At 73.9% G+C, this 17541-nt stretch carries 20 protein-coding genes and 1 pseudogene; 2 read left to right on the plus strand and 19 right to left on the minus strand.

Going from position 1 to position 17541, the window contains the following annotated elements; translation table 11 throughout:
- Positions 1-110: 110 nt before the first annotated feature.
- Both tsf and rpsB read right to left on the minus strand, forming a co-directional pair.
- A complete protein-coding gene (gene tsf, locus GQS52_RS07005) occupies positions 111-944 on the minus strand; it encodes a translation elongation factor Ts (protein ID WP_182312425.1) in 834 nt (277 codons plus the stop codon).
- A gap of 98 nt (positions 945-1042) precedes the next feature.
- Positions 1043-1933 carry a 30S ribosomal protein S2 gene (rpsB, locus tag GQS52_RS07010; protein ID WP_182312427.1) on the minus strand — a complete coding sequence of 297 codons (891 nt, stop codon included), beginning with the start codon at positions 1931-1933 and terminating at the stop codon, positions 1043-1045.
- Between the two features lie 330 nt (positions 1934-2263).
- Here rpsB and GQS52_RS27580 point away from each other — a divergent pair.
- Positions 2264-2995: pseudogene (locus tag GQS52_RS27580) on the plus strand (M23 family metallopeptidase); the annotation flags it as partial.
- 407 nt (positions 2996-3402) lie between these two features.
- Here the strand turns inward: GQS52_RS27580 and GQS52_RS07020 are convergent.
- From GQS52_RS07020 to GQS52_RS07100, 17 genes are all read right to left on the minus strand, one after another.
- The gene (locus GQS52_RS07020) at positions 3403-3942 is read right to left on the minus strand and encodes a TetR/AcrR family transcriptional regulator (protein ID WP_182316268.1); all 540 of its coding nucleotides are present in this window, start codon (positions 3940-3942) and stop codon (positions 3403-3405) included.
- A gap of 92 nt (positions 3943-4034) precedes the next feature.
- Positions 4035-4856 (minus strand): RNA polymerase sigma factor WhiG, encoded by an 822-nt coding sequence (gene whiG / locus GQS52_RS07025; protein ID WP_182312431.1) that lies wholly within the window; start codon positions 4854-4856, stop codon positions 4035-4037.
- 178 nt (positions 4857-5034) lie between these two features.
- A complete protein-coding gene (dprA, locus tag GQS52_RS07030) occupies positions 5035-6207 on the minus strand; it encodes a DNA-processing protein DprA (protein ID WP_259371058.1) in 1173 nt (390 codons plus the stop codon).
- Positions 6208-6260: 53 nt separating this feature from the next.
- Entirely contained in the window at positions 6261-7877 is a 1617-nt protein-coding gene (locus GQS52_RS07035) for a YifB family Mg chelatase-like AAA ATPase (RefSeq protein ID WP_182312435.1), read from the minus strand.
- Positions 7877-8236 (minus strand): YraN family protein, encoded by a 360-nt coding sequence (locus GQS52_RS07040; protein ID WP_182312437.1) that lies wholly within the window; start codon positions 8234-8236, stop codon positions 7877-7879. The genes GQS52_RS07035 and GQS52_RS07040 overlap by 1 nt, the downstream gene beginning before the upstream one ends.
- A gap of 192 nt (positions 8237-8428) precedes the next feature.
- Positions 8429-8755: a DUF2469 domain-containing protein gene (locus GQS52_RS07045; protein ID WP_182312439.1), complete on the minus strand. Its 327-nt coding sequence runs from the start codon at positions 8753-8755 to the stop codon at positions 8429-8431.
- A 39-nt stretch (positions 8756-8794) separates the two neighbouring features.
- Positions 8795-9274, minus strand: a complete 480-nt coding sequence (locus GQS52_RS07050) for an NUDIX hydrolase (RefSeq protein ID WP_259371059.1) — start codon at positions 9272-9274, stop codon at positions 8795-8797.
- Between the two features lie 82 nt (positions 9275-9356).
- The gene (lepB, locus tag GQS52_RS07055; RefSeq protein ID WP_182312443.1) at positions 9357-10118 is read right to left on the minus strand and encodes a signal peptidase I; all 762 of its coding nucleotides are present in this window, start codon (positions 10116-10118) and stop codon (positions 9357-9359) included.
- A 32-nt stretch (positions 10119-10150) separates the two neighbouring features.
- Positions 10151-11089, minus strand: coding sequence for a signal peptidase I (gene lepB / locus GQS52_RS07060; RefSeq protein WP_182312445.1), 939 nt, complete (start codon positions 11087-11089; stop codon positions 10151-10153).
- Complete coding sequence (lepB, locus tag GQS52_RS07065; protein WP_182312447.1) at positions 11010-12023, minus strand: signal peptidase I; 1014 nt, start codon at positions 12021-12023, stop codon at positions 11010-11012. The genes lepB (GQS52_RS07060) and lepB (GQS52_RS07065) overlap by 80 nt, the downstream gene beginning before the upstream one ends.
- Positions 12016-12762: a signal peptidase I gene (gene lepB, locus GQS52_RS07070; protein WP_182312449.1), complete on the minus strand. Its 747-nt coding sequence runs from the start codon at positions 12760-12762 to the stop codon at positions 12016-12018. Before lepB (GQS52_RS07070) ends, lepB (GQS52_RS07065) begins: the two co-directional genes overlap by 8 nt.
- Before the next feature lie 73 nt (positions 12763-12835).
- Complete coding sequence (rplS, locus tag GQS52_RS07075; RefSeq protein ID WP_182312451.1) at positions 12836-13183, minus strand: 50S ribosomal protein L19; 348 nt, start codon at positions 13181-13183, stop codon at positions 12836-12838.
- A 129-nt stretch (positions 13184-13312) separates the two neighbouring features.
- The gene (trmD, locus tag GQS52_RS07080; protein ID WP_182312453.1) at positions 13313-14122 is read right to left on the minus strand and encodes a tRNA (guanosine(37)-N1)-methyltransferase TrmD; all 810 of its coding nucleotides are present in this window, start codon (positions 14120-14122) and stop codon (positions 13313-13315) included.
- On the minus strand, positions 14122-14667 hold the full coding sequence (gene rimM / locus GQS52_RS07085; RefSeq protein ID WP_182312455.1) for a ribosome maturation factor RimM: 546 nt from the start codon (positions 14665-14667) through the stop codon (positions 14122-14124). The genes trmD and rimM overlap by 1 nt, the downstream gene beginning before the upstream one ends.
- Before the next feature lie 137 nt (positions 14668-14804).
- Positions 14805-15044, minus strand: coding sequence for an RNA-binding protein (locus GQS52_RS07090; protein WP_182312456.1), 240 nt, complete (start codon positions 15042-15044; stop codon positions 14805-14807).
- Positions 15045-15046: 2 nt separating this feature from the next.
- Entirely contained in the window at positions 15047-15490 is a 444-nt protein-coding gene (gene rpsP / locus GQS52_RS07095; protein ID WP_182312458.1) for a 30S ribosomal protein S16, read from the minus strand.
- 146 nt (positions 15491-15636) lie between these two features.
- Entirely contained in the window at positions 15637-16227 is a 591-nt protein-coding gene (locus tag GQS52_RS07100; RefSeq protein ID WP_182312460.1) for a hypothetical protein, read from the minus strand.
- Positions 16228-16713: 486 nt separating this feature from the next.
- On the opposite strand from GQS52_RS07100, the gene GQS52_RS07105 reads away from it, so the two are divergent.
- A complete protein-coding gene (locus tag GQS52_RS07105; protein ID WP_182316269.1) occupies positions 16714-17520 on the plus strand; it encodes an SAM-dependent methyltransferase in 807 nt (268 codons plus the stop codon).
- The last annotated feature ends 21 nt before the right edge of the window (positions 17521-17541 follow it).

Consider the following 17541-nt stretch of genomic DNA (forward strand, 5'->3'; position numbering starts at 1 on the left):
GCCTCCTCGTCACAACTGGTGCCGACGTGCCGCGCACGCCGACTGCACCGGCCCCGGTCCGCCCGGCCCCGCGCCGGCGGGGACGGGCGGGCCGTCCGGCCCGTGCTCGGTCAGACGCCGACGCGGAAGCGGGCGAAGCGCTTCAGGGTCACACCGGCCTCGTCCAGGACCTTCTGGACGCTCTTCTTGTTGTCCTTGGCGAACGCCTGGTCCAGCAGGACGTTCTCCTTGAAGAAGCCCGTGACGCGACCCTCGACGATCTTCGGCAGGGCAGCCTCCGGCTTGCCCTCCTCGCGAGCGGTGGCCTCGGCCACGCGGCGCTCGTTCTCGACGGTCTCGGCCGGGATCTCCTCGCGGGAGAGGAACTTCGGCGAGAAGGCGGCGATGTGCTGCGCGACGTCCTTGGCGACCTCGGCGTTCTCGCCGTCCAGCTCGACCAGGACGCCGACCTGCGGGGGCAGGTCCGGGCTGGTGCGGTGCATGTAGGCGGCGACGTAGCCGTCGGTGAACTGCGCGAAGCGGCTCAGCACGATCTTCTCGCCCAGGGTGGCGTTGGCCTCGTCCACGAACGCCTGGACGGTCTTGCCGGGCTCGATCTCGGAGGCGAGCAGCGCCTCGAGGTCGGCCGGGGAGGTCTTGGCGACGTGGGCGGCGAGGGTGTTGGCCACCTCGACGAAGCGCTCGCCCTTGGCCACGAAGTCGGTCTCGCAGTTGAGCTCGAGCAGGACGCCGGCCTTGTTGCCGTCCAGGAGGGACACGACGGCGCCGTTGGTCGCGGAGCGGCCCTCGCGCTTGGCGACGCCCTTCTGGCCCTTGACGCGCAGGATCTCGACGGCCTTGTCGACGTTGCCCTCGGCCTCGTCCAGCGCCTTCTTGCAGTCCATCATGCCGGCGCCGGTGAGCTCACGGAGCTTCTTGACGTCCGCGGCGGTGAAGTTCGCCATGGTCTGTAAGTCTCTTCTCGAAAGTCGGTGGTTCTACCGGTGAACGGCGGGGGCCGTGTCGGCCCCCGCCGTTGTCGGCCGTGGTGGCGGGGGGAGGGTCAGGCCTGCTCGGCCGGGGCCTCGGTCTCGGCCTCGGCGGCCGGAGCCTGCTCGGCCGGAGCCTCGGCCTCGGCGGCCGGGGCCTGCTCGGCCTCGTCCTTCTTCTCCTCGCCCTTGGCCTTGTCGCCCTCGAGAAGCTCGCGCTCCCACTCGGCGAGCGGCTCGCCGGCGGCCTTGTCGCCCTTGGCCTCGGCACCGCCGGAGCGGGCGATCAGGCCCTCGGCGACGGCGTCGGCGATCACGCGGGTGAGCAGGGTGACGGAGCGGATCGCGTCGTCGTTGCCCGGGATCTTGTAGTCGACCTCGTCCGGGTCGCAGTTGGTGTCGAGGATGGCGACGACCGGGATGTTGAGCTTGCGGGCCTCGCCGACCGCGATGTGCTCCTTCTTGGTGTCCACGATCCACACGGCGCTGGGCACGCGCTGCATGTCGCGGATGCCGCCCAGGGTCTTCTCGAGCTTGTTCTTCTCGCGCTCGAGGACCAGGAGCTCCTTCTTGGTGAGGCCGGAGGCGGCCACGTCCGTGAAGTCGATCTCCTCGAGCTCCTTCAGGCGCTGCAGGCGCTTGTAGACGGTCGAGAAGTTGGTCAGCATGCCGCCGAGCCAGCGCTGGTTGACGTAGGGCATGCCCACGCGCGTGGCCTGCTCGGCGATGGCCTCCTGGGCCTGCTTCTTCGTGCCGACGAAGAGGACGCTGCCGCCGTGGGCGACGGTCTCCTTGACGAACTCGAAGGCGCGGTCGATGTACGACAGCGACTGGAGCAGGTCGATGATGTAGATGCCGTTGCGCTCGGTGAAGATGAAGCGCTTCATCTTCGGGTTCCAGCGACGGGTCTGGTGACCGAAGTGGACGCCGCTCTCCAGCAGCTCCCGCATCGTGACGACGGCCATGGCCGTACTCCTAGGATTACTCGGTTTCCGCGTCGGCCGGGCGGCCGTCGCGCCTGACGCCCCGGCGCGCCGTGCCGCGGAAGCGGTGTCCGAGGACCGAGGGGCGCGACCTCCGCCGGGTCCTGAACGGACCGAGGTGGCGGTGGCGGGGCGTGCGAAGTCGATCCGGTGGCCCGGATCGCCAGGGAAAGTGTACGGGAACAGCCGAGCACCGGGCGACACGGCGGACGGGCGCCACGGCAGGGTGACCCGGTTGTCCACAAGGGGCGTTCCGTCCACGGTCCGGTTCCATGATCGGCCGCGGCGCGGCACACGGGGCATCGTCGCCGCATGCGACTTCGGGCGAACCGTGCAGCACGTCGACGATCCGCAGCGTCCCGGGCGCTGCTGTCCGCCGTGGCGGTGGCGGTGGTGGTGGCGGCGAGGTGGGGAGCGGGGCCGGCGCTCGGCCTGCTCCTGGCCGCGGGGGCCGCCCACCCGGTACAGGCGGCCCCCGACCGGCCCGGGGCCGATGCCGGGACCGGGACCGGGACCGGGGCGGATGTGCGGACCGCGCCGCGGGAGGCGGCGCGGGACGCGGCGCCTCCCGCGCCCCCGGGCCCGGCGGGCGGGCGGGCCTGGCCGGTGGACGGGGCCGGACGCCGGCGGCCGGTGGTGCTCCGGGGCTTCGAGCCGCCGCCGGTGCCGTGGGCGGCCGGCCACCGGGGCGTGGACCTGTCCGCGCCGCCCGGCGCACCGGTGCGCGCCGCCGCCGCGGGGACCGTCTCCTTCGCGGGGCCCGTGGCCGGGAGGGGGGTCGTCTCCGTCGAGCTCGCGGACAGCGGCGCGCCGCCGCTGCGCACCACCTACGAGCCGGTGACCGCCTCCGTGACGGTCGGCGACGAGGTCACGGCGGGACAGGTGGTCGGAGTCGTGCAGGACGCCCCGCCGCACTGCCCGGGCGGCTGCCTCCACTGGGGGCTGCTGCGCGGCACGGTGTACACGGACCCCCTGTCCCTGCTGCCCGCGGGGATGCTGGCGGCGGGGCCGTCCCGGCTGCTCCCGGTCTCCGGCGTACCACTGGAGCCCGGCCCGGCCGGGGGACGGGAAGGAACACGGGAGAGCGCGGCCGGGGACCCGGGAGCCGGAGGCTCTGGGGCCGGGGAACCGGAGGGCGGGGGGCCTGCTGCCCAGGCCCTCCGGGCCGGGAACGCCGGGAACACCGCGGGCACCGGTACGGGCCGGAGCGGACCGTTGGAGGCGGCCGGCGCCGCAGTGCTCGCGGTCTGCGCGGCGTGGGCCCGGCACCGTCACGCCCGGCACCGCGGCGCCCGGCCCGGGCGGGGAGACAGGGACGGAAACGGCTGCGGTACCCGGCGGCGCGGCCGCCCCCGGTCGGAGCCGTCGGCCCACCGGGACGGAACAGCCAGCCGGGACGGAACGGCCCGCCGGGACGGGGCCGCCCTCGGCCGCGGGGCGGGCGGATCCGCCTAGCCGCTCGCCCCGTGCAGGGCCATGGCCACCGCGGCCGCTGCGATCTCTTCGGGGTCCTCCGCCGCGCCGAGCTCGGTCCGCCGCACCGCAGCGTCCACGACGCCCTGCAGGAGCACCGCGGCGAGCCTGGGCCGGTCGTGTCCGAGGGCGGCCAGCGAGTCGACGACCAAGCCCACGAGCCGGCCGTGGGCGGCGCGGATCCTCTCGCGCGCCCCGGCGTCCAGCTCGCCGGCCGAGATCGCCACCACCGCGCGGTGGCGCCGGTCGCCCACCAGGGCCAGCTGGGTGCGCACGTATGCCTCGATCCGCCCCTCCGCGGTGGGGGCCTGCTCCATGGCGGCCTCGACCTCGGCCGCCCACACGGGGAAGTCCTCGGCGCACAGCGCCTCGACCACCGCGGCCCGCGACCGGAAGTACTCGTAGACGGAGGAGCGGGCGAGCCCGGTGCGTTCGGCGAGGGCGGGGAAGGTCAGCGCCTGCGTGCCCCCTTCCGACAGCAGGGTGCGCGCGGCGTCCAGCAGGGCGTTGCGCTGCATGGTCCGGTGCTCGGCCACCGAGGCCGCTCGAATCTTCGGCACTCTCCATACTGTACGGACGGGCTCGGGCCCGGACGGGGCGAAGGGGGGGGTCAACGGCCCACCTCGGCCAGTTTTGCGCGCAGTTGCAGGACCGACTTGGTGTGGATCTGGCTGACCCGGCTCTCGGTCACCCCGAGGACCTGGCCGATCTCGGCGAGCGTGAACTTCTCGTAGTAGTAGAGGGTGACCACGGTCTTCTCGCGGTCCGGAAGGGTGTTGATGGCGCCGGCCAGCAGCCGGCGCAGCTCGCGGTCCTCGGCGACCTCCACCGGGTTGTCGGCGGCGGTGTCCTCCAGGGTGTCGACGAGGGTGAGCCGGTCTCCCCCCTCCCCTCCGGCGTGCAGGAGCTCCTCCAGCGCGACGACGTTGGTGAGGGAGAGCTGGCTGAACACCGCGTGCAGGTCGTCGAGGCCGATGCCCATCTCCCGGGCCACCTCGGTCTCGCTGGGCGTGCGGTGCAGGGTGGCTTCCAGCGTGGCGTAGGCACGCTCTACGGCGCGCGCCTTCTGGCGCACCGACCGCGGGATCCAGTCCAGGGCGCGCAGCTCGTCGATGATGGCGCCGCGGATGCGGCTGATCGCATAGGTCTCGAACTTGACGGAGCGGTCGATGTCGAACTTCTCGATGGCGTCGATGAGCCCGAAGATCCCGGAGGAGACGAAGTCGGCCTGTTCGACGTTGGACGGCAGGCCCACGCCCACCCGGCCGGCGACGTACTTCACCAGCGGCGAGTAGTGCAGGATCAGCTGCTCGCGCAGCCGGGGGTCCTCGGACGACTTGTACGAGCGCCACAGGTCTTCCAGCGCCGACGCGTCGTCGCGGGCTGCGGTCGCTGCACACGCGCGCTCGGGCCTGGGGATGTGGTTGGGCATGCGTCGCCTTGAGCCGTTCTAGCGGAGGGGGAGGGAACCGGGGGCGGAGCGCGGCCACGGCGCGGCCGGGTGCTTGCCCCGCGCCATGAAAATCGGCTCCTCCCTCGATCAGGTGGTCACGCGTTTCCGCGTGTCCTTAACCTGTTGACCCGGTCGCCCCAGGTCAAGGACCCCCAGGTCACCCCGCCGCGTGTTGGCCCTCCCACGGGGGAACCGGCGTACAGGGGTTCGCTCCCCGGGGCGCCAGCCGCCAGTGCGGACCGCACCGCCGTACGAAGCCGAGGGTGAGCAGTTCGTGGAGTCGCGCGCGGGTCTCGTCCAGCCCCACCCCTGCGGCGCGGGCCACTTCCGCCTCGCCCGCCGGCCCCCGGGCCGGCAGGGCGTCCAGGACACGTGCGGCGGCGGGCGCCAGGAGGTCGCGGGGCAGCAGGGGGCCGCGGCGCTCCGGGGCGAGGTCCGCGCCGATGCTGCCGACCAGTTCGACGACCTCGGCCGCGCAGGTGACCGGCACCGCGCCGTCGCGCAGCAGCTGGTGGACGCCCTGGGACATCCTGGAGGTCACCGGGCCGGGCACCCCCATCAGGTGGCGTCCCGTGTCCCGGGCCCTCCGGGCGGTGATCAGCGAGCCGCTGCGCAGTTCGGCCTCCACCACGACCGTGCCCCTGGTCAGGGCCGCGATGACGCGGTTGCGCAGGACGAAGCGGCTGCGGGTGGGGTGTTCTCCGGGCGCCAGCTCGCCGATGACCAGCCCCTGCTCGGCGATCCGCTCGAGCAGGCCGGCGTGGCCGCGCGGGTACGGGGAGTCCAGGCCTGCGGCGACCACGGCCGCGGTCGGCCCGCCGACCGCCAGGGCCCCGCGGTGGACGGCTGCGTCCACGCCGTAGGCGGCCCCGGAGACGACGGCCCACCCGGTCTCGGCCAGCTCGGCGCCGAGCGTGGTGGCGACGTGGGTGCCGTAGGCGCTGCAGGCCCGTGCCCCGACCACGGCGACCGACCGCAGGGCCCACAGCCTCAGGCTGGGACGGCCCCGCACCCACAGCCCCAGCGGCCGCTGGTCGCCCAGGTCGTCGAGCTGCCCGGGCCATTCGCCGTCGCCCGGGGGGACGAACCGGCCGCCCAGGGCGCGGACCGCCGCGACGTCGGCGGCGGGGTCGAGGTCCTGTCCCCTCGCCCTGATCCGGTAGCCGTCCATCCTGCGCTCCGTGGCGCCGGGCAGCCTGCCCCCGCCGGTGAGCAGCCGCAGCACCTCGGCGGCTCCCAGTTCGCGGACGCTCCGGCCGACCACCTCGTCGCCCGGTTCCGCGATCCGGCCCAGAGCCACCCGGGCCAGGGTCTCGGCCTCCCCGTCCACGGAGCCGTGACGTCGCGTCTCCCCGGCGGTGCCCGGGGCGGTCTCCCCTGCCGTCACCGGGGGCCTCCCGCCGCGGTGAGCCCCCTGCGCACGCCGGTGCGCAGCTCCAGCGCCGTCAGGACGTCCTCACGGGTCGGCGCCGGGTGGCCGGCCAGATCGGCCACGGTCCAGGCGACGCGCAGTACGCGGTCCAGGCCGCGCGCGGTGAGCAGGCCGCGCTCCAGGTCGCGCTCGGCCGGGGCCAGCGCTCCGTCCGCGACCCGCCACCGGGTGCGCAGCTCGTGCCCGGGCACGGCGCTGTTGACCGTCCACGGCGTTCCGTCGTAGCGGGCCGCGGCGCGCTCGCGGGCCGCCCGCACCCGGGCCGCCACCGCGGACGACGGTTCGGCCCCCTCGTGGTGGCGCACCAGTTCCGAGCGCGCGAGCGGGGCGACCTCCAGCCTGAGGTCGATCCGGTCCAGCAGCGGCCCGGACAGTCTGGCCCGGTAGCGCCGCACGGTGGCCGGCGGGCACTCGCAGCCTCCCAGCTCCCGGTCGAAGCGGCCGCACGGACACGGGTTGGCCGCGAGCACCAGCAGGAACTTCGCGGGCAGCTGCATCATGCCCGCCGCGCGGGCGACCACCACGTGTCCCGACTCCAGCGGCTGGCGCAGCGAGTCCAGCACCCGGCTGCTGAACTCGGGCGCCTCGTCCAGGAACAGCACGCCCCGGTGGGCGAGTGAGACCGCGCCGGGTCGCGGCATCCCGCTGCCGCCCCCGACGACCGATGGCATGGTCGCCGAGTGGTGCGGGGCGCAGTACGGCGCCTCGGTGAGCAGCGGCCGCCCCGGGGGCAGCAGCCCGGCCACCGAGTGGACCGCGGTCACCTCCAGTGCCTCCCGGTCGCTCAGCGGTGGCAGCAGGCCCGGCAGCCGCTCGGCGAGCATGGTCTTGCCGGCTCCGGGGGGACCGGAGAGGAAGAGGTGGTGGCCGCCTGCCGCGGCCACCTCCAGTGCCCGTCGGGCCTCGTGCTGGCCGGCCACCTGGGACATGTCCGGGCGGTGGGCGCGGGACGGCCCCGCCGCGCCGGCGCCGAGGGAGGCGCCGGGCAGGCTCAGGCCGGCCGTCAGCGGGTCGGGGCCGCCCGGTTCGGCGGCGGGTCCCTCCTCCGGCGGCGGCTCGTCGTTGAGGAGGGCGATCAGCCCGCGCAGGCTGCGCACTCCCACGACGGTGACGCCAGGGACCAGGGACGCCTCCGGGACGCTGCACTCGGGCACGACGACCTGCCGGTGGCCGGCCTCGGCCGCCGCGAGCACGGCCGGCAGGACTCCCCGCACGGGGCGCACCCGGCCGTCCAGCCCCAGCTCGCCGACCATCATCAGTCCGGCGATCGCCTCGGGACGGATCCGCTCGGCGGCGGCCAGGACCGCGCAGGCGATGGCCAAATCGAAACCGCTGCCGCTCTTGGGCACGGAGGCCGGGCTCAGCCCGACGGTGAGTTTGCGCTGCGGCCATTCCTCGCCGCTGTTGGCGACCGCCGCGCGCACCCGGTCCCGGGCCTCGGACAGGCTCTTGTCGGGGAGGCCGACCAGGGTGAAGGTGGCGATGCCCGCCTCCAGGCCCGCCTGGACCTCGACCATGACGCCCTCCACCCCGACCAGGGCCACCGCGCAGGTGCATCCCAGGCCCATCAGGCCGCACCCCGCACGTGCTCGGCCCTGGCCGCGCCGCGGCGCGGGAGCACCACGGCGACCAGGTCGAGGCGCACCCCGCCCGGGGGCGGGCCTCCGTGCTCGGCCGTCCAGCGCTCGGCCAGCCGCCGCAGGCGCTCGGCCTTCGCCCGGTCGACGGCGGCCAGCGGGTGCTGGAACGAGTTCTCCGTGCGGGTCTTGACCTCGCAGACGACCAGTGCGTCGCCGTCGCGGGCCACGATGTCGACCTCGCCCTCGCGGCACCGCCAGTTCCTCGCCAGCACGGTCATGCCCGCGTCGGCGAGCAGGCGGGCGGCGACGTCCTCGCCGTAGCGGCCCAGAGCTGTCCGTGGGTCCATGCGAACCACCTCCGCGACCGACTGTGACAGCACGGGCACGGAGGTGGACGATCATGCATCAGGGCTGTGGACCACTGCGCGGACGGGGACTCTCCGGTCACTCCAGGGGGTGAATCCGGCAGGCGTCCCGGTTCGGGCGGGCCCGGCGCGGGCGGGGCGTGTGCGGGCGGGCCCGGTGCGGGCGGGGTGTGCCTAGAAGGCGCCGTTGTCGTCGGAGGAGGGGAGGTCGAGGTCGGCCTTGTTCAGTTCCTCGATGTTGACGTCCTTGAAGGTCAGCACCCTGACCTTCTTGACGAAGCGTGCGGGCCGGTACATGTCCCAGACCCACGCGTCGGCCATGGACACCTCGAAGAAGACCTCCCCCTGCACCGAGTGCACCTGCATCTCGTAGTCGTTGGTGAGGTAGAAGCGGCGCTCGGTCTCGATCACGTATGTGAACAGTCCGACGACGTCCCGGTACTCCCGGTAGAGCTTGAGCTCCATCTCGGTCTCGTACTTCTCGAGGTCCTCGGCGCTCATCGCATGTTCCCCTTCAGCCGTACGTCCCCCTATTGTGCGTCAGGCGTTTTCCGGCTCCAGGAGAAGCGGGGAGTGCGGCGGCCCGGCGTCCAGGAGGTTTCGCAGCAGCTCGGCGAGCCGCGTGGGGTACACCGTCTCACGGGTGGCGGCCAGCTCGGCGCAGGTCCACCAGCGCAGGCCGGTGACGGTGCGCAGTTCCAGGTCGGTCTGCCCCGCCGTGTCCACCTCGGTGGCCCGGGTGCGCCCCAGGTAGTACCACTCGTCCTGGATCCAGCGCCGGCCGTCGAAGGGGAAGGAGCAATAACGCCGCCACAGGACGGGGCCGAGGCGGACGTCGTGGATCCCGGTCTCCTCGGCGACCTCGCGCAGGGCCGCCCGTTCCAGGGTCTCCCCCTCCTCCACTCCTCCCCCGGGGGTGAACCACCAGGTGAGCGAGGGGTCGGACGGTTCGGCGCCGCTCAGCAGCAGGATCCGGTCGTCGGGGTCGAGCAGGACGACGCGGGCGGCGCGGCGGCGCACGACCTGCTGTGCGGGGGCGGCGGGGACGGCCCGGACACCCGGGCCGTCGGAGGCACCCGGGGTGCCGGGGGCACCCGAGTCGTCAGGCACGGCCGAACATCCGCGTCACGGGGCCGTGGGCGGCCCCTCCGAGGACCAGTGCCGCACCTCCGACGATCGCCCAGGTCACCGCGGCGTAGGGGCCGGGGGCGGACACGCCGCCTCCGAGTGCGTCGTCGAAGGCCGTGGTGCGCTCCACCCCTCCCATCCGGCCCGGGGGCCAGGCGCGGGCGTCCACCCGTGCGCTGACGGCATCGCGGGGCACGCCGCCGTTGTCGTCGGTCAGGTGCATGCGCGAGTCCACCGAGGTGGCGCGGTCGTCGCCGAGGAGGAACAGTGACCCCTCCTCAACCTCGGTCTTCTTCAGGCCGCCGAACACCGCCGAGGCCTCGCCCTCGAGGTAGGGCTCGTCGACGGACTCGCCGTTGACGATCAGGCGCCCGCGCTTGTCGCAGCACTGCACGGTGTCGCCGCCGACCGCGACCACCCGCTTGACCATGGGTACGTCGCCCCACAGCGAGTCGTTGAAGATCACCACGTCCCCGCGGCGGACGTCATCGCCGTCGATCCGCTGGGCGAGGACGCGGTCGCCGACCTCCAGGGTGGGGTCCATCGACCCGCTCGGCACGGTCACCGGCTGGTACTGGACGGCGCCCCATGCGAAGCCGCCGAGGAAGAGCACCGTCCCGACCGCGACCGCGGCGTTGGACAGGATGCCGCCCAGGCGGCCGCGCCCGGGCCGCGGGCCCGGAGGGTGGGACCGCGGACCGGTCGTCGCGCCACTGGTTCCGGTGCTGGTCGTCATGGCCGCACCCTACCCGCCGGTCACCCGAACGGTCAGCCGCGCGGACCGTCCTCCTCCCGGGCCTTCACCCGGTCCTTGCGGCGGCGCCACAGCACCAGCGGGACGGCCCCGGCCAGTCCGAGGGCGGCGGGGGCGGCGCCGACGAGGGGCGCGGCCAGTCCGTTGGCCTCGAAGGTGTCCGGCACCGACAGGGTGGTCCAGCGGTCCACCGGCCAGGCGATGACGACGGCCCGGCCCACGACCTCGTCCACCGGGACCGTGCCGCCGCCGGGCAGGTCCTGGTGGTAGCGGGAGTCCATGGAGTCCTGGCGGTGGTCGCCCATGACCCAGATGCGGTCCGCGGGGATCTTGACGGGCCCGAAGGGCTTGTCGCCGCAGGGGGTGTTGCCGGGGAAGACGTACGCCTTCTCGTCCAGCGCCTTGCCGTTGACCCGGACCGGGCCGGTGCCCGAGCACTCCACGGTGTCGCCGCCGATCGCGATGACCCGCTTGATCAGGTCCTGGTCCTCGGACGACGGCATGAGGCCGACGAAGCCGAGGACGTTGCGGAAGGCCGTGGAGACCGCGTTGCCCTCGGGCTCGGGGGCGGCGGTGAGCCAGCCGCCCGGGTCGTGGAAGACGACCACCTCGCCGCGCTCCGGCTCGGAACCGAACCACGGGGTGAGCTTGTCGACCAGGACCCGGTCGCCCCGCTGCAGGGTGTTCTGCATGGAGTCGGACGGGATCGAGAACGCCTGGACCAGGAAGGTCTTGATCAGCAGTGCCAGGATCAGGGCGATGCCGATGAGGATCGGCAGTTCCTTCCAGAAGGAGCGCTGCTTCTCCTCGTGCTCCCCGGAGCCCTCCGGACCGCTGTCCCGCCCGTCCCGGCCGCCGGCCGCTCCGGGCCGCTCACCGGCCCGGTCTGCCCCGTTCGCGGCCTCTTCGGGCTCTCCCGGTCCGGACCGTGCGCCGACCACAAGGTCCCCCACGTCGTCTCCTCACTGCGCGCTGCCACCTGCCCCGTGTGCGGTGCAGGCCCACCACTCCCATAACGAGCGGGAGTTCCGCAGGAGTCGGGAGCTGAATGATTCCTTGGTGATTATTGGCCGAATCCGGGACGGTTGTCGCCCCGGCACGCGCGTCGGCGACCGATGCGTAGGGGTCCGGGTCGCCCAGTCCGCGCCAGTGGCCGATCGGCCACGCCACGGCGAACGCCCTGCCGACCACCAGGTCCTCGGACACGGTACCGCCTCCGGGACCGTCCTGGTGGTAGCGGGAGTCCGAGGAGTTGGCGCGGTGGTCCCCCATCACCCACAGGCGGCCGGCCGGGACCTTCACGTCGAATTCCAGGTGGGAGGGCTCGTTGCCGGGTTTGACGTACGGCTCGTCCAGCGGCGTGCCGTTCACCGTGACCCTGCCTTTCGCGTCGCAGCACGCCACGGTGTCGCCGCCGACCGCGATCACCCGTTTGATCAGGTCCTGCTCGTCGGCCGAGGGCAGCAGGCCGACGAAGGTGAAGAACTGCTTGAGCTGCTTGATCCCGGGCGGGGCGTCCTCCTCCGGCTGCTCCTTCAGCCAGCGGCCCGGGTCGCGGAAGACGACGACGTCGCCCCTTCGGGGTTCGGCCCCGAACCAGGGGGTGAGCTTGTCGACGACCACCCGGTCGCCGACCCGGATGGTCTGCTCCATGGAGCCGGAGGGGATGGAGAACGCCTGGATCAGGAAGGTCTTGAGCACGAGCGCGATGAGCAGCGCCGCCCCGATCAGCAGCGGGATCTCCTTGAGCGCCCCGCGACGGCGCCGGCGCCGGATCCGCCGGACGGTGCGGCGCCGTTCGGCCCTGCCGGGCCGGGTGCGGGGTTCGTCCGGAGTCCGGGGCTGCACGCGGTGGTGTCCGGACCGCGGCCGGCCCCGGCTACCCATGGGTGCCGTCCGGGACCCGGTCGTAGGCCTCCGCGGTGTCGAGCCGGCGCCGGTGCCCGAAGGGCCACACCACCCAGTCGGCGCGTCCGACGACCTCGTCCACCGGGACCGTGCCGCCGCCCGGCTGCCCCAGGTGGTGCCGGGAGTCCGCGGAGTTGGAGCGGTGGTCGCCCATCACCCACAGCCGGCCGGCGGGGACGACGATGTCGAAGGGGACCGCGGAGGGCTCCTCGCCCGCGGGGAGGAAGCCGTCCTCGTGCACCGCGCGGCCGTTGACCGTGAGCCGCCCGTCCCGGTCGCAGCAGGTCACCCGGTCCCCGCCGACGCCGACCACGCGCTTGACGAAGTCGGTGCCGTCGGGGCGGGCGAGGCCCAGCAGGTCCGCGGCCGCGTCCAGCGGTCCGTCACCGGCACCGGTGTCCGCCCCGTGGACGAAGGACCCCTCGCCGTCGAAGACCACGACGTCACCGCGGCGCGGGGAGTCCCCGAAGCGGTACGCCAGCTTGTTGACCAGGATGCGGTCGCCCGTGCGGAGGGCGGGCTCCATGGAGCGGCTGGGGATGAGGAAGGGCTGCACCACGAGGACGTTCACCAGGACGAGCAGGGTCAGGCAGGCCGCCAGGATCCAGGCCGCCTCCCGGAACAGCACCGACTCCCGGAACAGCGCGGAGCGCGACCGCTCCTCCCGCACGGGTGCGGGGGCGCGGTCGCGCTCCGGGTGCTGTGCTTCGGTGTCCATCGGGGGGAAAGCCTATCCGCCCGCCCCCGGGCACCGGTCACGCATGCGAATTGCGCCGGTCGGCCCGAAGGGCTCAGTTGTCGCGCTTCTCCTTGATCTTGGCGGCCTTGCCGCGCAGCTCGCGCAGGTAGTACAGCTTGGCGCGGCGGACGTCACCGCGGGTGACGACCTCGATCTTCTCGACGATCGGGGTGTGCACCGGGAAGGTGCGCTCGACGCCCACGCCGAAGCTGACCTTGCGGGCGGTGAAGGTCTCGCGGACACCGGAGCCCTGGCGGCGGATGACGACGCCCTTGAACTGCTGGACACGGGAGCGGTTGCCCTCGATGACCCGGACGTGGACGTTCACGGTGTCACCGGGACGGAAGGCCGGGACGTTGTCCCGGAGGGAACCGGCGTCGACGCTGTCGAGCAGGTGCATTTTCGGCTGCTTTCCTCGCTGATGCCACGGGTCATCAACGGAAGTGTCGTGATGATGGTCGAAGGCTGCGGCGTCCTGCGGTCGTCGGTCCCCCCGTGGCAGGGGCGCCCGCGGACGGACAGCAGCGGCTCATTCTTCCACGGTCTGCGGCGGCCGCCCAAATCGGCCGTCGGGGCCCTCGTCGAAGCCCAGCTCGCGCAGGAGCGCGCGGTCGTGCTTGTCCCACCCTGCGGGGCCGCAGCGCCCGATCAGGTCGGGGCGGTTGGTCGCGGTGCGGCGCAGCGCCTCGTCGCGCCGCCAGCGGGCGATCCTGCCGTGGTGGCCGCTCAGCAGGACCTCGGGCACCTCCCGGCCGCGCCACTGCGGGGGCTTGGTGTAGACGGGCCCCTCGAGCAGGTTGGCCATGGCCCCGGGGGCGAAGGAGTCGTCGCGGTGGGACTCGGCGTTGCCGAGCACTCCGGGCAGCAGCCGGGCGACGGCCTCGGTGATCACCAGGACGGCGGCCTCCCCGCCGGCCAGCACGTAGTCGCCGATGGAGACCTCGTGGACCTCGCAGCGCTGCCGGTACTCCTCCACCACCCGCCGGTCGATGCCCTCGTAGCGGGCGGGGGTGAACACCAGCCAGGGCTTGCCGGCCAGCTCCACGGCGAGCTCCTGGGTGAACGGCCGGCCGCTGGGGGTGGGGACGACCAGGACCGGTTCGCCCTCCCCGGAGGCGAGGACCTCGTCGAGCGCCTCGCCCCACGGCTCGGGTTTCATCACCATGCCGGGGCCGCCCCCGAAGGGGGTGTCGTCCACTGTGCGGTGCCGGTCGTGCGTCCAGTCGCGCAGGTCGTGCACGCGCACGTCGAGGCTGCCGCGGGCGCGCGCCCTGCCGACGAGCGAGACGTTCAGCGGCTCGAGGTACTCGGGGAAGATCGTGACGACGTCCAGGCGCATCAGGTGCCGTCCCGCTCCGAGGCGATCTCGGCCCGCTCCGGGTCGAGCAGGCCGGGCGGCGGGTCGATGACCGCGCGCTGCTCCTCGAGGTCGATCTCGGGGACGATCTCGGCGACGAAGGGGATCATGACCTCCCTGCCGTCCGCGGTGGTGACGATCAGCAGGTCCTGCTGGGGCAGGTGGGAGATCTCGGTGATCCGCCCCACCTCGGTGCCGTCGACGGTGACCACGTCGAGGTCGATCAGCTGGTGGTCGTAGAACTCCTCGGGGTCCTCGGGGACCTCGGCGGGGTCGACCTCGGCGATGAGCAGGACGTTGCGCAGCGCCTCGGCCGCGGTGCGGTCGTGCACCCCCTCGAAGCGCAGCAGCAGCCTGCCGCTGTGCACCCGCCCGGTCTCGACGGTCAGGGGGCCGGCGGAGGCGGGGTCGGTGGCCAGCACCGCTCCGGGGCCGAGCCGCAGCTCGGGCTCGTCGGTGCGCACCTCGACGGTGACGTCGCCCTTGATGCCGTGGGCGCGGCCGATCCGGCCGACTACCAGCTGCACAGTGGTTGACCTTTCTCGCGTGCCGCGCGGGGCGCGTCACGCCTGGCGGGACGGGGCGGGGACGACGACGGGCCGGGAACGGCGTGAGCCGCACCCGGCCCGTGCCGGTGTTCCTTCGGGGGATCTCCCCCGGGCCTTCAGCGGACCTGGTCCACGTCGACGAGGTCGACACGGACACCCCGGCCGCCGAGGGCTCCCACGACGGTGCGGAGCGCACGCGCGGTGCGGCCGTTGCGGCCGATCACCTTGCCGAGGTCGTCGGGGTGGACCCTGACCTCCAGCACGCGGCCACGGCGCAGGTTGCGCGAGGCGACCTGCACTTCCTCCGGATGGTCGACGATGCCCTTCACGAGGTGCTCGAGGGCCTCCTCGAGCATGCTCAGGCCTCGGTGGACTCGGTGGACTCGGCAGCCTCGGCCGCCTCGTCCGCCTTCTTGTCCGACTTCTTGGCCTTCGGGGTGATGGCCTCACCCTTGGGCTCGTCCGCGGCCTCCTTGGAGACGGCCTCGAACAGGGCGCGCTTGTCGGCCTTGGGCTCGGCGACCTTCATCGGCTCCGGAGCCGGCAGGCCCTTGAACTTCTGCCAGTCGCCGGTGACCTTGAGGATGGCCATGACGGGCTCGGTCGGCTGGGCGCCGACGGACAGCCAGTACTGGGCGCGCTCCGAGTCGACCTCGATGCGGGAGGGGTTCTGCACCGGGTGGTACAGGCCGATCTCCTCGATGGCCCGGCCGTCACGGCGGGTACGGGAGTCGGCGACGACGATGCGGTAGTGAGGCGAACGGATCTTGCCCAGACGCTTCAGCTTGATCTTGACTGCCACGGGAGTGGTGTCTCCTGGTCTTGACGTGGTGGGCAGGCCGGACCGCCACGTGGGGTTGTGGAAGCCGGACGCCCGGCGGACGCGTCAGCCGAAGGAGAGAGGGGTCCTGCACGGCTGCCGAGTGCTCAGCGGACCATTCTGCCACATCAGGCGGCGCCGGCCGCCTCCGGGATCCGGAAGGGCTCCTTGCAGGCGCCGCACACGATCGGCGCCTGGGCGAGGACCGACGGGACCACCCGCACGTTGCGCCCGCACCCGCAGACCGCCTTCACCCGCACGCCGCCGCCGGAGGAGCCGTGCCGGGCCGCGGGGCCGCGGAACGACTTGGACGTGTCGGTGGCGGTGGCCGCGGTGTGGGCGCGCAGCGCCTTGGCCAGGCGGTCGATCGTGGGCCGGTACAGGCGTCTGGTCTCCGGGCGCAGCACGACCAGGGAGAAGCCGCTGCTCGGATGCGGCTCCTCCGCGTGGTCGAGGCCGAGCTCGTCGGCGATCGCCAGGAAGCGACGGTTGTGGTAGCGGCCCGCGCGCGAGGTGTCCCGGATGCCGCGCGCGGCGGCGATCCCGTGGACCGCCTCGTGCAGCAGCCGCTCGAAGGAGAGCTCCGTCCCGCAGGCGGACGAGGACTCCCCGATCAGGGACTCGGGCGCGGCCAGGTCGGGCAGCTCGGGGTGGTGACGTTGGATGTCGGACCACGCGAGGGCCAGTTCGGCGGCGAGAACAGGTGGTGTCGTGCTCACGTCGTGACAACGACGGAGGGTGCCTCCGTGTTCCGATACGGGGCCATCCCAAATAATTTGCCCCGTACGGCCGCTCGCGGAGCGTGCGCGTACCGCGGGACGAGTGCGGACGACCCGGTGGAAGGCCGCGCAGGCCGGGGCGGAGGGCGCGGACGGTGCGGAACCGCCGGAGCGGCGGGCGGCACCCATCGGTGACTACCGGTGACGGCGCGGGCACGGAAGGACAATGGTAGCGCGCGCCCCGGCGCACGGGGGGCGCATGCGGGAAGCGCTGGTTCATCCGGGCGAAAACCCTGGACTACGGGCACGAAGCGGAGTTGTCTGGCACACGGGGAGTACGCACGTGTCCGAGCGGGGGGACACCCGACGTCTGCAGATAGGGGCGGCCCTGTGGCAGCTGTGCTCTTGTGGAACGGACCCCGCCAGGGGGCGGACGACACCCCGTCCCGGGCGCGCGCCCGCGACTGGGCGGAGATCCAGGAACGGATGCTGGTCCCGCTGTACGAGGCGGTGCACGAGCGGCTCGGGGTCGGCCCCCGTACCCGGCTGCTGGGGCTGGGCTGCGGCTCGGGGCTCGCCCTGCTGATGGCCGCGTGCCGGGGTGCGGCGGTGACCGGGGCCGACCCGGACGGCGAGCGGCTGGAGCTGGCACGGCAGCGGCTGCTCCCCGACGAGTGGCAGGCCGGGCCGACGCGCACGGCCCTGGTCCACGGCGGGCCCGGGGCCGTGGAGCGGGCGGCTCCTCCGGAGCGGCCGTTCAACCTCGTCACCCTGCTGGAGCCGTGGCCCGCCTGTGGGACGGGCGGGACGGGGCAGGGCGGGACACGGGAGGCGGACCTGGCGGCGGCCGCACGGCTGGCGGAGCCGGGCAGCCCGGTGGTGCTGGCCGGCCCGGACCCGTCCGGGCGCTGCGAGACGGCCGCCGTGCTGCGGCTGGCGGCCCGGCTCGCCGAGCCCCGGTGCGGCGGAAAGGCCCGGCGGGACGCGCCGGAAGGGTCTGACGCTGCGGAGGGGCCCGAGGAGCCGGGCGCGGCGGAGGAGCTGGAGCGGCCGGCCCTGCGGGCGGGGCTGCGTCCGCAGGGGTCCTGGCGGGTCGCGTGCCCGTTCGCCTACCCGGACCAGGAGAGCGCGGTGCGCGGGCTGCTGTCGACCGGCTGGTTCGACGCCGCGGTGGAGTCCGCCGGCGCCCGGCAGGTCGACAAGGAGCTGCGCGAGGTGCTGCACCCGTTCCGACGCCCGGACGGCACGGTGCGGATGGAGAACGACTTCCGGTACCTGGTGGCCCGGGTCTGAGCGGGTGCGGGCCGGTGGTAC

Origin of the sequence: Streptomyces sp. SCUT-3 (assembly GCF_014083985.1) — a bacterium.
GTDB classification, from domain to species: domain Bacteria; phylum Actinomycetota; class Actinomycetes; order Streptomycetales; family Streptomycetaceae; genus Streptomyces_H; species Streptomyces_H thermolineatus.

Coding starts and splice junctions, on each gene's coding strand:
- GQS52_RS07035 (WP_182312435.1), bottom strand. CDS start 7,877: ATGGGCCTGGGATGCACCTGCGCGGTGGCCCTGGTCGGGGTGGAGGGC.
- tsf (WP_182312425.1), bottom strand. CDS start 944: ATGGCGAACTTCACCGCCGCGGACGTCAAGAAGCTCCGTGAGCTCACC.
- GQS52_RS07020 (WP_182316268.1), bottom strand. CDS start 3,942: ATGCAGCGCAACGCCCTGCTGGACGCCGCGCGCACCCTGCTGTCGGAA.
- lepB (WP_182312447.1), bottom strand. CDS start 12,023: ATGGGTAGCCGGGGCCGGCCGCGGTCCGGACACCACCGCGTGCAGCCC.
- GQS52_RS07090 (WP_182312456.1), bottom strand. CDS start 15,044: ATGCTCGAGGAGGCCCTCGAGCACCTCGTGAAGGGCATCGTCGACCAT.
- GQS52_RS07040 (WP_182312437.1), bottom strand. CDS start 8,236: ATGGACCCACGGACAGCTCTGGGCCGCTACGGCGAGGACGTCGCCGCC.
- lepB (WP_182312449.1), bottom strand. CDS start 12,762: ATGGACACCGAAGCACAGCACCCGGAGCGCGACCGCGCCCCCGCACCC.
- rpsB (WP_182312427.1), bottom strand. CDS start 1,933: ATGGCCGTCGTCACGATGCGGGAGCTGCTGGAGAGCGGCGTCCACTTC.
- GQS52_RS07105 (WP_182316269.1), top strand. CDS start 16,714: ATGCTGGTCCCGCTGTACGAGGCGGTGCACGAGCGGCTCGGGGTCGGC.
- GQS52_RS07045 (WP_182312439.1), bottom strand. CDS start 8,755: ATGAGCGCCGAGGACCTCGAGAAGTACGAGACCGAGATGGAGCTCAAG.
- lepB (WP_182312443.1), bottom strand. CDS start 10,118: ATGACGACCAGCACCGGAACCAGTGGCGCGACGACCGGTCCGCGGTCC.
- whiG (WP_182312431.1), bottom strand. CDS start 4,856: ATGCCCAACCACATCCCCAGGCCCGAGCGCGCGTGTGCAGCGACCGCA.
- trmD (WP_182312453.1), bottom strand. CDS start 14,122: ATGCGCCTGGACGTCGTCACGATCTTCCCCGAGTACCTCGAGCCGCTG.
- rplS (WP_182312451.1), bottom strand. CDS start 13,183: ATGCACCTGCTCGACAGCGTCGACGCCGGTTCCCTCCGGGACAACGTC.